General features: G+C 69.3%; 12 protein-coding genes. 6 read left to right on the forward strand and 6 right to left on the reverse strand.

The window, feature by feature from the left end; translation table 11 throughout:
* Positions 1 to 226 precede the first annotated feature (226 nt).
* A complete protein-coding gene (locus ACWGSR_RS03480; protein ID WP_453563258.1) occupies positions 227 to 1,564 on the forward strand; it encodes an MATE family efflux transporter in 1,338 nt (445 codons plus the stop codon).
* Positions 1,565 to 1,748: 184 nt separating this feature from the next.
* Here ACWGSR_RS03480 and rplI read toward each other — a convergent pair whose 3' ends face one another.
* From rplI to rpsF, 4 genes are all read right to left on the reverse strand, one after another.
* The gene (gene rplI, locus ACWGSR_RS03485; protein ID WP_053640001.1) at positions 1,749 to 2,195 is read right to left on the reverse strand and encodes a 50S ribosomal protein L9; all 447 of its coding nucleotides are present in this window, start codon (positions 2,193 to 2,195) and stop codon (positions 1,749 to 1,751) included.
* A gap of 18 nt (positions 2,196 to 2,213) precedes the next feature.
* Entirely contained in the window at positions 2,214 to 2,450 is a 237-nt protein-coding gene (gene rpsR / locus ACWGSR_RS03490) for a 30S ribosomal protein S18 (RefSeq protein WP_005315025.1), read from the reverse strand.
* Between the two features lie 57 nt (positions 2,451 to 2,507).
* Positions 2,508 to 3,098, reverse strand: a complete 591-nt coding sequence (locus ACWGSR_RS03495) for a single-stranded DNA-binding protein (RefSeq protein ID WP_376230945.1) — start codon at positions 3,096 to 3,098, stop codon at positions 2,508 to 2,510.
* A gap of 74 nt (positions 3,099 to 3,172) precedes the next feature.
* Entirely contained in the window at positions 3,173 to 3,463 is a 291-nt protein-coding gene (rpsF, locus tag ACWGSR_RS03500; RefSeq protein ID WP_015034882.1) for a 30S ribosomal protein S6, read from the reverse strand.
* 295 nt (positions 3,464 to 3,758) lie between these two features.
* On the opposite strand from rpsF, the gene ACWGSR_RS03505 reads away from it, so the two are divergent.
* From ACWGSR_RS03505 to ACWGSR_RS03515, 3 genes are all read left to right on the forward strand, one after another.
* On the forward strand, positions 3,759 to 4,073 hold the full coding sequence (locus tag ACWGSR_RS03505; RefSeq protein WP_376230944.1) for a hypothetical protein: 315 nt from the start codon (positions 3,759 to 3,761) through the stop codon (positions 4,071 to 4,073).
* Positions 4,074 to 4,271: 198 nt separating this feature from the next.
* The gene (locus ACWGSR_RS03510) at positions 4,272 to 5,390 is read left to right on the forward strand and encodes a lipid II:glycine glycyltransferase FemX (RefSeq protein ID WP_376230943.1); all 1,119 of its coding nucleotides are present in this window, start codon (positions 4,272 to 4,274) and stop codon (positions 5,388 to 5,390) included.
* A gap of 122 nt (positions 5,391 to 5,512) precedes the next feature.
* Positions 5,513 to 6,544 (forward strand): alanine racemase, encoded by a 1,032-nt coding sequence (locus ACWGSR_RS03515; RefSeq protein ID WP_366373192.1) that lies wholly within the window; start codon positions 5,513 to 5,515, stop codon positions 6,542 to 6,544.
* Between the two features lie 45 nt (positions 6,545 to 6,589).
* Here the strand turns inward: ACWGSR_RS03515 and ACWGSR_RS03520 are convergent, their stop codons facing one another.
* Together ACWGSR_RS03520 and ACWGSR_RS03525 are read right to left on the reverse strand one after the other, a co-directional pair.
* Positions 6,590 to 8,092 (reverse strand): glycosyltransferase family 87 protein, encoded by a 1,503-nt coding sequence (locus ACWGSR_RS03520; protein ID WP_453563261.1) that lies wholly within the window; start codon positions 8,090 to 8,092, stop codon positions 6,590 to 6,592.
* A 170-nt stretch (positions 8,093 to 8,262) separates the two neighbouring features.
* Positions 8,263 to 11,019 carry a transglycosylase domain-containing protein gene (locus ACWGSR_RS03525; RefSeq protein WP_453563263.1) on the reverse strand — a complete coding sequence of 919 codons (2,757 nt, stop codon included), beginning with the start codon at positions 11,017 to 11,019 and terminating at the stop codon, positions 8,263 to 8,265.
* 368 nt (positions 11,020 to 11,387) lie between these two features.
* On the opposite strand from ACWGSR_RS03525, the gene ACWGSR_RS03530 reads away from it, so the two are divergent.
* Both ACWGSR_RS03530 and ACWGSR_RS03535 read left to right on the forward strand, forming a co-directional pair.
* Positions 11,388 to 12,068, forward strand: coding sequence for a PadR family transcriptional regulator (locus tag ACWGSR_RS03530; protein ID WP_376230940.1), 681 nt, complete (start codon positions 11,388 to 11,390; stop codon positions 12,066 to 12,068).
* Positions 12,069 to 12,116: 48 nt separating this feature from the next.
* Positions 12,117 to 13,199: an inositol-3-phosphate synthase gene (locus ACWGSR_RS03535; RefSeq protein WP_376230939.1), complete on the forward strand. Its 1,083-nt coding sequence runs from the start codon at positions 12,117 to 12,119 to the stop codon at positions 13,197 to 13,199.
* Positions 13,200 to 13,202: the final 3 nt, after the last annotated feature.

Here is a 13,202-nt window from a genome sequence, read left to right on the forward strand (position 1 = left end):
GGATCCTGTGCACAGAGCGGGGGACAGCCTTGTGGACAAACTCATACCGCTCTCCACAACACCCGCATGACCTGCGCTTTTGCCATCCACCGGCTGTGGGGGAGAAAAAGTTTTCCTCCGGGGCCAAGATCAGAACAAACGGCCCACAAGTGAAGCTCCCCGCCCTCCACAGGTAAGGGTCGTACTCCTCTTGTATCTCTTACCTGTGGAAGATTAGATTGCTCGCATGAGCCAGGCTCCTCCGACCTCCAAGGCCGTCCGCCGTCAGCACGACCGCGAGATCGTCTCCCTCGCCCTGCCGGCCTTCGGCGCCCTCGTCGCCGAGCCGCTCTTCCTCATGGTCGACAGCGCCATCGTCGGCCACCTCGGCACGCCCCAGCTCGCGGGTCTCGCGATCGCCGCGGCGCTGCTCTCCACCGCCGTCAGCGTCTTCGTCTTCCTCGCCTACGCCACCACGGCGGCCGTCGCCCGGCGCGTCGGCGCGGGCGACCTGCCGGCCGCCCTCCGGCAGGGCATGGACGGCATCTGGCTCGCCCTCCTCCTCGGCGCCGCCGTCGTCGTCCTCACCCTGCCCACCGCGCCCTGGCTCGTCGGCGTCTTCGGCGCCTCCGACACCGCCGCTCCCCACGCCGTCACCTACCTCCGGATCTCCAGCCTCGGCATCCCCGCCATGCTGGTGGTCCTGGCCGCCACCGGCGTCCTGCGCGGCCTCCAGGACACCCGTACCCCGCTCTACGTGGCGATCGGCGGCTTCGCGGCCAACGGCGCGCTCAACCTCGGCCTGGTCTACGGGGCCGGGCTCGGCATCGCGGGCTCCGCCTGGGGCACGGTCATCGCCCAGTGCGGCATGGCCGCCGCGTACCTCACCGTGGTCGTGCGGGGCGCCCGCCGCCACGGCGCCTCCCTGCGCCCCGACGCGTCCGGCATCCGGGCGTCCGCCCGGGCCGGCGTCCCGCTCCTCGTCCGTACGCTCTCGCTCCGGGCCGTCCTGATGATCGCCACGGCCGTCGCGGCCCGGCTGGGGGACACGGAGGTCGCCGCGCATCAGATCATCCTGTCCCTGTGGAGCCTGATGGCCTTCGCCCTGGACGCGATCGCCATCGCGGGCCAGGCCATCATCGGCCGCTACCTCGGCGCGGACGACCCGGACGGCGCCCGGCAGGTCTGCCGCCGCATGGTCCAGTGGGGCGTGGTCTCCGGGGTGGTGCTCGGCGCGCTCCTGGTCGTCGCCCGCCCCCTGTTCTTTCCGCTCTTCACCGGTGACACTGCGGTCCAGGACACCCTGCTCCCGGCCCTGCTCGTGGTCGCGGTCTCGCAGCCGATCGCCGGGGTGGTCTTCGTCCTCGACGGTGTCCTGATGGGTGCGGGGGACGGCCCCTTCCTGGCCTGGGCCATGCTGCTGACCCTCGCCGTCTTCGCCCCGGTCGCCCTTCTGGTCCCGGTCCTCGGTGGCGGGCTCACCGCGGTGTGGTGGGCGATGACGCTGATGATGACGGTCCGGATGCTGACGCTGTGGTTCCGCTCCCGCTCGGGCCGCTGGATCGTCACGGGTGCCACTCGCTGACCACCCGGGCCGCTTGCCGACCAACCGGGCCACGGACTTCGGACCGCCGGCTTCGCGCTTCCGGCTTCGCGCCGCCGTTTCACGTGAAACGGCGGAAGGGCCGCACCCCGAGGGGTACGGCCCTTCCTTCCTGCACACGCATATGTACAAGCACTGCCATGTACAAGCACTGCCGGGGGCAGCGTTACGCGGCGACGACCTCGACGCCGAGCTTCGCGGCAACCTCGGGGTGCAGACGCACGGACACCTGGTGCGAGCCCAGGGTCTTGATCGGCGAACCGAGCTCGACGCGACGCTTGTCGACGTCCGGGCCACCCGCGGTCTTGATCGCCGAGGCGATGTCGGCCGGGGTCACGGAGCCGAAGAGACGGCCGGCGTCGCCGGAGCGAACGGCCAGGCGCACCTTCGTGCCCTCGAGCTGGGCCTTGATCTCGTTGGCCTGCTCGATGGTCGCGATCTCGTGGATCTTGCGGGCGCGGCGGATCTGCGCCACGTCCTTCTCGCCGCCCTTGGTCCAGCGGATCGCGAAACCGCGCGGGACCAGGTAGTTGCGAGCGTAGCCGTCCTTGACGTCGACGACGTCGCCAGCGGCACCGAGGCCGGAAACCTCGTGGGTCAGGATGATCTTCATTAGTCGGTCACCCTTTCCTTATCGCGCGGTGGACGTGTAGGGCAGCAGCGCCATCTCACGGCTGTTCTTGACGGCCGTGGCGACGTCACGCTGGTGCTGCGTGCAGTTGCCGGTCACGCGGCGGGCACGGATCTTGCCGCGGTCGGAAATGAACTTCCGCAGCATGTTCGTGTCCTTGTAGTCCACGTACGCGGTCTTGTCCTTGCAGAACGCGCAGACCTTCTTCTTAGGCTTGCGCACAGGCGGCTTCGCCATGGTGTTTCTCCTGTGTGATCAAGAAGTTTTGGGTACGAGCTGCTTCCAGGGCGTGCCCTAGAAGGGGGGCTCGTCCGAGTAGCCGCCGCCGGAGTTCCCACCCCAGCCGCCACCGCCGCCACCGGCCTGCTGGCCGCCGCCGGAGGGAGCGCCGGTCGCCCACGGGTCGTCGGCGGGAGCACCGCCGCCACCCTGCTGGCCACCGCCGGAGTTTCCACCCCAGCCGCCACCGCCGCCGCCCTGCTGGCCGCCACCGCCGCCGTATCCGCCCTGGCCGCCGCGACCGGTGGTCTTGGTGACCTTGGCCGTGGCGTTCTTGAGGCTGGGGCCGACTTCCTCGACGTCCAGCTCGTAGACCGTGCGCTTGACGCCCTCACGGTCCTCGTAGGACCGCTGCTTCAGCCGGCCCTGCACGATGACGCGCATGCCTCGCTGGAGCGACTCGGCGACGTTCTCCGCCGCCTGACGCCAGACCGAGCAGGTGAGGAAGAGGCTCTCGCCGTCCTTCCACTCGTTGGTCTGGCGGTCGAAGGTGCGGGGGGTGGACGCGATACGGAACTTCGCGACCGCCGCACCGGACGGGGTGAAGCGCAGCTCGGGGTCGTCGACAAGATTGCCGACGACCGTGATGACGGTCTCGCCTGCCATGGGGGAACCTCTCGGCGGGATTGCTTCTGGCTGCTGTGTTGCTACTCGAACCCGATGACCTCTGAGCTAGACGCTCAGTGGGTCTCGGGGCGGAGGACCTTGGTCCGGAGGACCGACTCGTTCAGGTTGAGCTGGCGGTCGAGCTCCTTGACGACCGCAGGCTCGGCCTGCAGGTCGATGACCGAGTAGATGCCCTCGGGCTTCTTCTTGATCTCGTAGGCGAGACGACGACGGCCCCAGGTGTCGACCTTCTCGACCTTTCCGTTGCCCTCACGGACGACGGAGAGGAAGTTCTCGATCAGCGGGGAGACAGCGCGCTCCTCGAGATCGGGGTCGAGGATGACCATCACCTCGTAGTGACGCATGTGGAACCCACCTCCTTTGGACTCAGCGGCCACGGTCGTTCCGTGGCAGGAGGGTCGTGATGCGTGAGCAACGGTATCCGCCGCCACTGACAGTCCCCCTCGCCGAACGCGTCGGACGAGGAACACCGCCGGGATCCCGGGAGGGACCTGGGCAGACACCGGTGCAGACCGTACAGCGTACCCGTACAACCGCTTCCGGTTGAAATTCCCTGGTGAAGGGACGCAATCTGTACACAACGGATGTGGGCGGCGCTAGGATGCGCCGCCTTCCGGCAAGCACGCCAGGAGGTGCCCCATGGCACAGGCAATGCGACGCGACCCCGGCCATTCCCTCTTCGCCACCGACGGCAAGCCCCACCCGCTCCAGGACACCCTGGTCGGCGTGACGCTGGTGCTCGGCGTCCTCGCCTTCGTCACCGCGCAGTTCCACAGCCTCCACCTGCTCAGCTCCTGGGCGGGGCTGATCGGGATCCTGACCGGCGGATACGGGCAGTTCATCTCCGTGACGACCCGCGAACGCTTCCTCTTGATCATCGGGCTGGGCGCGTCGGCGTTCGGCTTCTACCTCGGCATGGCCCACGGCGGCCTCTTCACCGGCGTCATCAACTGAGCCCGGGTCCCCCGACCGGCCCCTGGGCCGCCGAACGGGTCGAAAGGCCCGCAGGGCCGCACCGGAGCCGGTCCGGGCGGCCCAGCGGCACGTCAGGGCCCGTACAGACATACGGGGCGCTCCCCGGTCACAGTAGGCTTCGGCGCGAGAGCCGGAGCCCCTGACCGATGGGGACACACCTGCCGAGGAGCGCCCCGCATGAGCCTGACCCTGAGGACCATCAGCCGTGAGCAGCATCTGGCGTACATCCAGAGCCAGCCCGCGGCGAGCCACTGCCAGGTCCCGGCGTGGGCTGATGTGAAGACGGAGTGGCGCTCGGAGAACCTCGGCTGGTTCGACAAGAACGGCGAGCTCGTCGGCGCCGGCCTGGTGCTCTACCGCCAGCTCCCGAAGATCAAGCGCTACCTGGCCTACCTGCCCGAGGGCCCGGTCATCAACTGGTACGCGCCCAACCTCGACGACTGGCTGCAGCCGATGCTGGCGCACCTCAAGCAGCAGGGCGCCTTCTCGGTGAAGATGGGCCCGCCGGTCGTCATCCGCCGCTGGGACTCGGCCGCCATCAAGTCCGGCATCCAGAACCCGGACGTCAAGCGCCTCAAGGACGTCGAGGCCAGCCACATCGAGCCGCGCGCCTTCGAGGTCGCGGACCGGCTGCGGAAGATGGGCTGGCAGCAGGGCGAGGACGGCGGCGCCGGCTTCGGCGACGTGCAGCCCCGCTACGTCTTCCAGGTCCCGCTCGCGAACCGCTCGCTCGACGACGTCCTCAAGGGCTTCAACCAGCTCTGGCGCCGCAACATCAAGAAGGCCGAGAAGGCCGGCGTCGAGGTCGTCCAGGGCGGCTACGAGGACCTGGCCGAGTGGCAGCGGCTGTACGAGATCACGGCCGTCCGCGACCACTTCCGGCCGCGCCCGCTCTCGTACTTCCAGCGCATGTGGACCGTCCTCAACAGCGAGGACCCCAACCGCATGCGGCTGTACTTCGCCCGCCACAACGGGGTGAACCTCTCCGCCGCGACCATGCTCGTCGTCGGCGGGCACGTCTGGTACTCCTACGGCGCCTCCGACAACATCGGGCGCGAGGTCCGGCCCTCGAACGCGATGCAGTGGCGGATGCTGCGCGACGCCTACGCGATGGGCGCGACCGTCTACGACCTGCGGGGCATCTCGGACTCGCTCGACGAGACCGACCACCTCTTCGGCCTCATCCAGTTCAAGGTCGGCACGGGCGGCGAGGCCGTCGAGTACGTCGGCGAGTGGGACTTCCCGCTGAACAAGCTGCTGCACAAGGCGCTCGACATGTACATGTCCCGGCGCTGACCGACACGGGGCGGCGCGGCCCAGGACGTGCCGCCCCCGGTTCCGTACCCTCGTAGTCACCCTCGTAGTCATCCGACACCTCCGCGACACACCGCAGCCACCAGAAAGGTTCCGGGCCGGCCATGGCGCTCTCCCTGTACGTCGACACCGCTCGCTGGCGGGCGCACCAGAAGTCGGTCATCGACCAGTTCCCCGGTCTCATCCCCGTCTGCAAGGGCAACGGCTACGGCTTCGGGCACGAGCGGCTCGCGGACGAGGCGGCCCGGTTCGGCGCCGACATGCTCGCCGTGGGCACCACGTACGAGGCCGCGAGCATCAAGGACTGGTTCAGCGGCGACCTGCTGGTCCTCACCCCCTTCCGCCGGGGCGAGGAACCGGTTCCGCTGCCCGACCGGGTGGTGCGCTCCGTGTCCTCCGTGGACGGCGTCCACGCCCTGGTGGGCGCCCGGGTCGTGATCGAGTGCATGAGCTCGATGAAGCGGCACGGCGTGCGCGAGGAGGAGCTCCACCAGCTCCACGCCGCCATCGAGGACGTACGTCTCGAGGGCTTCGCCCTCCACCTCCCGCTGGACCGCCCGGACGGCACCGACGCCGTCGAGGAGGTCATCGCCTGGATGGACCGGCTGCGCAACGCCCGGCTGCCGCTGCACACCATGTTCGTGAGCCACCTGCGGGCCGAGGAGCAGGCCCGGCTCCAGCAGCAGTTCCCGCAGACACGTTTCCGCGCCCGCATCGGCACCCGGCTCTGGCTGGGCGACCACGAGGCCACGGAGTACCGGGGCGCGGTCCTCGACGTGACCCGGGTCTCCAAGGGCGACCGGTTCGGCTACCGCCAGCAGAAGGCCGCGTCGGACGGCTGGCTGGTCGTCGTCGCCGGCGGCACCTCGCACGGCGTGGGCCTGGAGGCGCCCAAGGCGATGCACGGCGTCATGCCGCGCGCCAAGGGCGTGGCGCGGGCCGGTCTCGCCACCGTCAACCGGAACCTGTCGCCGTTCGTGTGGGCGGGGAAGCAGCGCTGGTTCGCCGAGCCGCCGCACATGCAGGTGTCGATCCTGTTCGTGCCCGCCGACGCCCAGGAGCCCCGGGTCGGCGACGAGCTCGTGGCGCACCTGCGCCACACCACGACGCAGTTCGACCGGATCGTCGAGCGCTGATCACCCGGTCCGGGGCTCACGGAGCCCCGGACCGGTGACGGCCGTTCAGCCCCGGGAGCCCTGCTCCTCGGGAGCGCCCCACCGCACCCGCTGCGCCTCCTCGGAGGCGGGGGCGGCGTGCCGGGCCGGGTGCGCCGCGCCGCCCGCCACGAAGACGTCCTCCGCGCCGTCCAGGACGCCCCCCGAGGGGTCGTCCGAGCCGTCCTGCCGGACGGGGTCCTTCTCGGGCGCCAGGACGTCGCGCACGACCACCGCGCACAGGTACAGGGTGCCGAGCAGGTGCAGGACGATCGCGAACTGGTAGCCCTCGACCGGCAGGCCCTGCTTGTTGCCGCCCATCGTGAACGCCAGATACGTCCAGACGCCCAGGAAGTACATGACCTCGCACGCCTGCCAGATCAGGAAGTCGCGCCAGCGCGGCCGGGCGAGCACCGCCAGCGGGACCAGCCACAGCACGTACTGCGGCGAGTAGACCTTGTTGACGAGGACGAACGCGGCGACGGCCAGGAAGGCCAGCTGGACGAAGCGGGGCCTGCGGGGGGCCATGAACGCCAGGTAGGCGAGGGCGATCACGGCCATGCCCAGCAGCAGCAGCGCGTACAGGTTGGCCCGGTCGGGCGTGATCGTGGTGCCCGTGCGCTGGCTGACGAGCAGCCAGACCGAGCCGAAGTCGACGTTCCGCTGCCTGCTGAAGAGGTAGAACTGCTTCCACCCCTCCGGCGCGAGCAGCATCACCGGCAGGTTCACGACCAGCCAGGCCCCCGCGAAACCGAGCACCGCGGCCCCGTACGCCCGCCACTTCCCGGCACGCCAGCAGAGCAGCAGCAGCGGGAGGAGCAGCAGGACCGGGTAGAGCTTGGCGGCCGTGGCCAGGCCCAGCAGGATCCCGAAGGCCAGTGGCCGGCTCCGCGCCCACATCAGGACGGCGGCGGCGGTCAGCGCGACGGCGAGCAGGTCCCAGTTGATCGTGGCCGTGAGCGCCAGCGAGGGCGCGAGGGCGACCAGGAGCCCGTCCCAGGGGCGCCGGCGGTGCGTCCGGGCCACGCAGACCGCGAGGACGGCCGCGCAGACCATCAGCAGACCGGCGTTGACCAGCCAGTACGTCTGCTCGCGTTCCGTCAGGTCGCCGCCGCCCGGTGTCATCCAGGCCGCGACCTCCATGAAGAGCCCGGTCAGGACGGGGTACTCCAGGAACGGTATGCCGCCGGGCAGCCGGTCGAAGTAGGGGACCAGACCCTCCGCGAAGCCCCGCCCGGAGAAGAGGTGCGGGATGTCCGAATAACAGGCGTGCGTGTACTGGGAGGTCGCCCCCCGGAACCAGGCCCAGTTGTAGCAGGGCAGCTTCTGCACCATGCCCAGGGCGAACATGCCGATGGCCACGAGGGCGACCACCCGCACCGGGGACAGCCGTCCGGTGCCGGGCAGCGCCCGCCGCCCGTAGGGACCGCCGATCAGTTCGCTGCCCGCTGCGGCCACCTCGTCCCGGTGGGTGGGGATGACCGTCTGCGAGCGCTCCCGCGGCGCGCTCGTCTTCTGGAGGCTCGGCATGGGGGACATCCTGCCGTACGTCTCCGGGAAAACGGCGGGGGCCGCCGCGGCCGGATCCGTACGGGAGGTACGGATCGGCCGCGACGGCCCCTGAGGAGTGCCCCGGGCGGAGCGGCGGGACTTTCCGCCCAGGCCCTGGGGCCTGTGCGGGGGATCAGCGTCGGACAGGCCTAGGGGGCCCAGGCCCCGCCTCCGGGCCTGTTACCGCCCGGCCTGCCGCCTCCGTCGTCCGTCGGTGTGTCGGTCGGGTCCGGCCCGTCGGTCCGCGTCGGCGTGCCCGTGGGCTGTCCGGTGTTGCCGCCCGGATCGCCCGGGTTGTAGCAGTCCGGGTTCCAGATGCTGCACGTCGACTTGTCCGGCTTCGGCGTCTTGGTCGCCGGGGGAGTCGTCGACGGGGTGGTCGGCGGGGTCGTCGACGGCGTCACGGTCTCGGTCGGCGTCGGGGTGGTCGTCGGCGACTCGGTCACCGTCGGCGTCGGCGTCGGGCTCGACGCGCCGCCGCCGAAGACGGGCTCGGCGCCCTCCAGGTTCCCCGGCTTGGGGAACTTGACCTTCTTGTCGCCCTTGACGGCCACGGTCATGTAGTCGCGCCAGATCTCCGAGGGGAACGACGAACCGTGGATCGTGTCACGGCCACCGGTGCCGTACATCTTCTCGAACTTGCGGTCCTTCTTCGTGTCGTCGTCGTCGTAGCGGTACATGTCGATCGCCGTGGCCAGCTGCGCGGTGTAGCCCACGAACCAGGCCGAACGGTTGTCGTCGGTCGTACCGGTCTTGCCGGCCACGTCACGGCCGGCGAGCCGCGCCTTCTTGCCGGTGCCCTCGTCGTCGTCCACGACGTCCCGCAGGACGTCGGTGACGTTGCTGGCTACGGCCGGGGAGAAGGCCTGGTCGGTGTCCGCCTTGTGCTCGTGGAGGGTCTTTCCGTCCTTCTTCACCTCCCGCACGGAATAGGGGTCGTTCTGCTTGCCCGCGTTCGCGAAGGTCGCGTAGGCGCCGGCCATGCGGATGGCGCTCGGGCTGGAGATGCCGAGGGAGAACGAGGGGACCTCGCCCTTGACGAGCGAGCTCTCCAGCAGACCGGCCTTCACGGCGGCTTCGCGGACCTTGTCGATGCCGACGTCCATGCCGAGCTGCACGTAGGGCGAGTTGGCGGACCGGATCATGGCCCTGCGCAGCGAGATGCTGCCGTAGTCCTCCTGACCGTCATTGGTCTGGCGCCACTCCTCGCCCTTCTCGTTGTGCCAGATCTCGCCGTTGTACTTCCGGACGACCAGCCCGTTCTTGCCGGAGTAACGGCTCTTGTCCGGGTCCACGATCGTGCGGGTGGAGGCGTCCTGGTCCGCGCCCAGCTCCTTGTCCCGCACGCCGTCCGTCATCGCGGAGGCGAGCACGAAGGGCTTGAACGTCGAGCCGACCATGGCGCCGGTGGCGTCGGCGTTGTTGCTGAAGTGCTTGGTGGCGTCGACACCGCCGTAGATCGCGACGATCTCGCCCGTCGCCGTGTCGACGGAGGCGCCGCCGAACTGGACGTGCGTGTCCTTGTCGGGGCGCTTCTTGGGATCGATGTTCTCGTCGTAGACCTTCTTGACCGACTTCTCGAGCGCGGCCACCTTGTTCTTGTCGAAGGTCGTGTAGATCTCGTAGCCGCCGCGCTCCAGCTCCGCCTCACCGAGGTCGAACTGGGTCTTGATGTTCGCCTTGGCGGTCCTGACGAGGTAGCCGATCTGACCGCCCAGGTTGGCGCTCTGGCCGGGCTTCTGGATCTTGGGGAACTCCGTGTACTTCGCCCGCTCCGCGGACGTGATGCGTCCGTCCCTCTCCATCTCGTCGAGGATCCACTTCCACCGCTTGGTGGCCCGCTCGGTGTTCTTCTCGGCGGTGGCGTTGGGGTCGATCTCGGGGTAGCCGGCCGGGTCGTAGTACGTCGCGCCCTTCAGCACCGAGGCCAGCAGGGCCGCCTGGCTCGGGTCGAGCTTGGCGGCGTCCGTGTTGAAGTAGGCACGGGAGGCCGCCTGGATGCCGTAGGCACCGCGCCCGTAGTACGCGGTGTTCAGGTAGCCGGCCATGACCTTCTCCTTGTCGACCTCGTTGCCGACCTTCAGGGCGATGAAGAATTCCTTCGCCTTGCGGGTGAGGGTCTGCGACTGGTCGTCGAGGAGGTTGTTCTTCACGTACTGCTGGGTGATCGTCGAACCGCCCTGGGTCTGGCCGCCCTTGGCCATGTTCCAGATGGCGCGTCCCATGCCCTTCGGGTCGATGCCCGAGTCGTCCCAGAAGGTCTTGTTCTCCGCCGAGACCACGGCGTTCTGCATGTTCTTCGAGATGCCCGGAAGCTGGACGATCTGGCGGTTGGCGCCGTCGCCCGTCGCGACCATGACGGAGCCGTCGGCCCAGTGGTAGATGTTGTTCTGCGACTTGGCGGTGTCGGCCTCGTTGGGGATGTCCACCTGCGTGTACGCGAAGGCAGCCGCGCCCATCAGGCTCACCGCGAAGAACAGGAACGTGCCCGCCACGAGCCGCCACGAGGGCAGCCAGCGCCGCCAGCCGTACTTGTTGTGGCGCGGATAGTCGATGATCCGCTTCTTGCCGGGTCCGCGTCCCTCCGGACCGTCTCCCGGGCCGCGCCCCCCGCCGCCACCGCGCCGGCCGCCACCGGACCCGCCGGGGCCGCCGGGACCGGAGCCGGCTCCCTTCCTGCGGCTGCCGCGCTGGGCGGCACGACGGGCCTCCGCGCGTCCGCCGTAGGGACGCTGTTCTCCGCCTTGGGCGGAGGGCGGTCCGTAGGAAGCCGAAGGGGCCCCCGTACCGGCGTCTCGGACCGGGGCCGACCTGCGGCCCGCCGGCTGCTGGGCAGCGCGCCGTGCCGCCGCGCGTCCACCCGTCGGTGGCTGCTGCTGCGGCGCTTTGCGACGATGCTCGCTCATCGAACGACTACTCCTCGGGCAGGCGAGTACGCCTGGAAGCGGCAGTTGAGTTCCGGTCCCCCCGAAATGCGCACGGCCAGGACCCATCGGAGGTCCCCCCGTACCGCAGCCGGTCACCCGCAGCACTGACGCCCCACGGCGTCGCTCGGTTCCCGGTGGTCTGCATCCGCACAGACTACGCACGGCCAAAAACCACCTAGAGCCGGACTTCACCCCAAATCAGGCAAGTCACCTGCTGTGAATTGAGGATGTGACGCCGGTCACGACGGGTCCACTTGTCGCCACAGAGTGACCGTTCTATCGTGCTGATGTATCGAGTCGATACATCAGTGCGGCATAAGGACACCGGCAGAAGGAGGAGGCGACGGATGAGTAGACGCTCCGGCATCCTCGAATTCGCCGTCCTCGGCCTGCTGCGCGAGGCTCCGATGCACGGATACGAGCTGCGGAAGCGGCTCAACACCTCGCTGGGCGTCTTCCGGGCCTTCAGCTACGGAACGCTGTACCCCTGCCTCAAGACGCTGGTCGCAAACGGCTGGTTGATCGAGGAACCGGGCAGCGCTCCCGAGGACACCCTCGCCGCGTCGCTCGCGGGACGCCGGACCAAGATCGTCTACCGGCTGACCCCGGAAGGTAAGGACCACTTCGAGGAGCTCCTCTCCCACACCGGGCCGGACTCCTGGGAGGACGAGCACTTCGCCGCCCGCTTCGCCTTCTTCGGGCAGACCGAGCGCGAGGTGCGGATGCGCGTCCTCGAAGGCCGCCGCAGCCGACTGGAGGAGCGCCTGGAGAAGATGCGCGCCTCCCTGGCCCGGACGAGCGAGCGCCTCGACGACTACACGCTTGAGCTGCAGCGCCACGGCATGGAGTCCGTGGAGCGCGAAGTGCGCTGGCTGAACGAGCTCATCGAGAGCGAGCGGGCGGGGCGGGATCGACGATCCGGTCCCGGGACCGCCGCTCTGCACGACAACGATTCTGGAGAAACGGGCGGCCTGCCCCGGCACGGGGGCAGTACCCGGCCGGATCCGTCCGACGACACCACCACGTGAATCCCGCGCACAGCAGGGCTTCACACGATCACACAGGGAGCAACCGGAATGGGTTCGGTTCGCGTAGCCATCGTCGGCGTGGGCAACTGCGCCGCCTCGCTGGTCCAGGGCGTCGAGTACTACAAGGACGCCGACCCGGCGACCAAGGTCCCCGGCCTCATGCACGTCCAGTTCGGCGAGTACCACGTCGGTGACGTCGAGTTCGTCGCCGCCTTCGACGTCGACGCGAAGAAGGTCGGCCTCGACCTCTCCGACGCCATCGGCGCCAGCGAGAACAACACCATCAAGATCTGCGACGTCCCGAGCAAGGGCATCACGGTCCAGCGCGGCCACACCCTCGACGGTCTCGGCAAGTACTACCGCCAGACCATCGAGGAGTCCGCCGAGGAGCCGGTGGACGTCGTCCAGATCCTCAAGGACCGCCAGGTCGACGTTCTCGTCTGCTACCTGCCCGTGGGCTCCGAGGAGGCCGCGAAGTTCTACGCGCAGGCCGCCATCGACGCCAAGGTCGCCTTCGTCAACGCCCTCCCGGTCTTCATCGCCGGCACCAAGGAGTGGGCGGACAAGTTCACCGAGGCGGGCGTCCCGATCGTCGGCGACGACATCAAGTCGCAGGTCGGCGCGACCATCACGCACCGCGTGATGGCGAAGCTGTTCGAGGACCGCGGTGTCCGTCTCGAGCGCACCATGCAGCTCAACGTCGGCGGCAACATGGACTTCAAGAACATGCTGGAGCGCGAGCGCCTGGAGTCCAAGAAGATCTCCAAGACGCAGGCCGTCACCTCGCAGATCCCGGACCGCGAGCTGGGCGAGAAGAACGTCCACATCGGCCCGTCGGACTACGTGGCCTGGCTGGACGACCGCAAGTGGGCGTACGTGCGCCTCGAGGGCCGCGCCTTCGGTGACGTTCCGCTGAACCTGGAGTACAAGCTCGAGGTGTGGGACTCCCCGAACTCGGCCGGTGTCATCATCGACGCCCTGCGCGCCGCGAAGATCGCCAAGGACCGGGGCATCGGTGGCCCCATCCTCTCGGCGTCCTCGTACTTCATGAAGTCCCCGCCGGTGCAGTACTTCGACGACGAGGCCCTCGCCAACGTCGAGAAGTTCATCAAGGGCGAGGTCGAGCGCTGATCA

The sequence above is a fragment of the Streptomyces sp. NPDC055632 genome (assembly GCF_053618675.1).

Bases quoted from the DNA above. Each gene is read 5' to 3' on its own strand.
- ACWGSR_RS03480 (WP_453563258.1), top strand. From the start codon at position 227: ATGAGCCAGGCTCCTCCGACCTCCAAGGCCGTCCGCCGTCAGCACGAC.
- rplI (WP_053640001.1), bottom strand. From the start codon at position 2,195: ATGAAGATCATCCTGACCCACGAGGTTTCCGGCCTCGGTGCCGCTGGC.
- rpsR (WP_005315025.1), bottom strand. From the start codon at position 2,450: ATGGCGAAGCCGCCTGTGCGCAAGCCTAAGAAGAAGGTCTGCGCGTTC.
- ACWGSR_RS03495 (WP_376230945.1), bottom strand. From the start codon at position 3,098: ATGGCAGGCGAGACCGTCATCACGGTCGTCGGCAATCTTGTCGACGAC.
- rpsF (WP_015034882.1), bottom strand. From the start codon at position 3,463: ATGCGTCACTACGAGGTGATGGTCATCCTCGACCCCGATCTCGAGGAG.
- ACWGSR_RS03505 (WP_376230944.1), top strand. From the start codon at position 3,759: ATGGCACAGGCAATGCGACGCGACCCCGGCCATTCCCTCTTCGCCACC.
- ACWGSR_RS03510 (WP_376230943.1), top strand. From the start codon at position 4,272: ATGAGCCTGACCCTGAGGACCATCAGCCGTGAGCAGCATCTGGCGTAC.
- ACWGSR_RS03515 (WP_366373192.1), top strand. From the start codon at position 5,513: ATGGCGCTCTCCCTGTACGTCGACACCGCTCGCTGGCGGGCGCACCAG.
- ACWGSR_RS03520 (WP_453563261.1), bottom strand. From the start codon at position 8,092: ATGCCGAGCCTCCAGAAGACGAGCGCGCCGCGGGAGCGCTCGCAGACG.
- ACWGSR_RS03525 (WP_453563263.1), bottom strand. From the start codon at position 11,019: ATGAGCGAGCATCGTCGCAAAGCGCCGCAGCAGCAGCCACCGACGGGT.
- ACWGSR_RS03530 (WP_376230940.1), top strand. From the start codon at position 11,388: ATGAGTAGACGCTCCGGCATCCTCGAATTCGCCGTCCTCGGCCTGCTG.
- ACWGSR_RS03535 (WP_376230939.1), top strand. From the start codon at position 12,117: ATGGGTTCGGTTCGCGTAGCCATCGTCGGCGTGGGCAACTGCGCCGCC.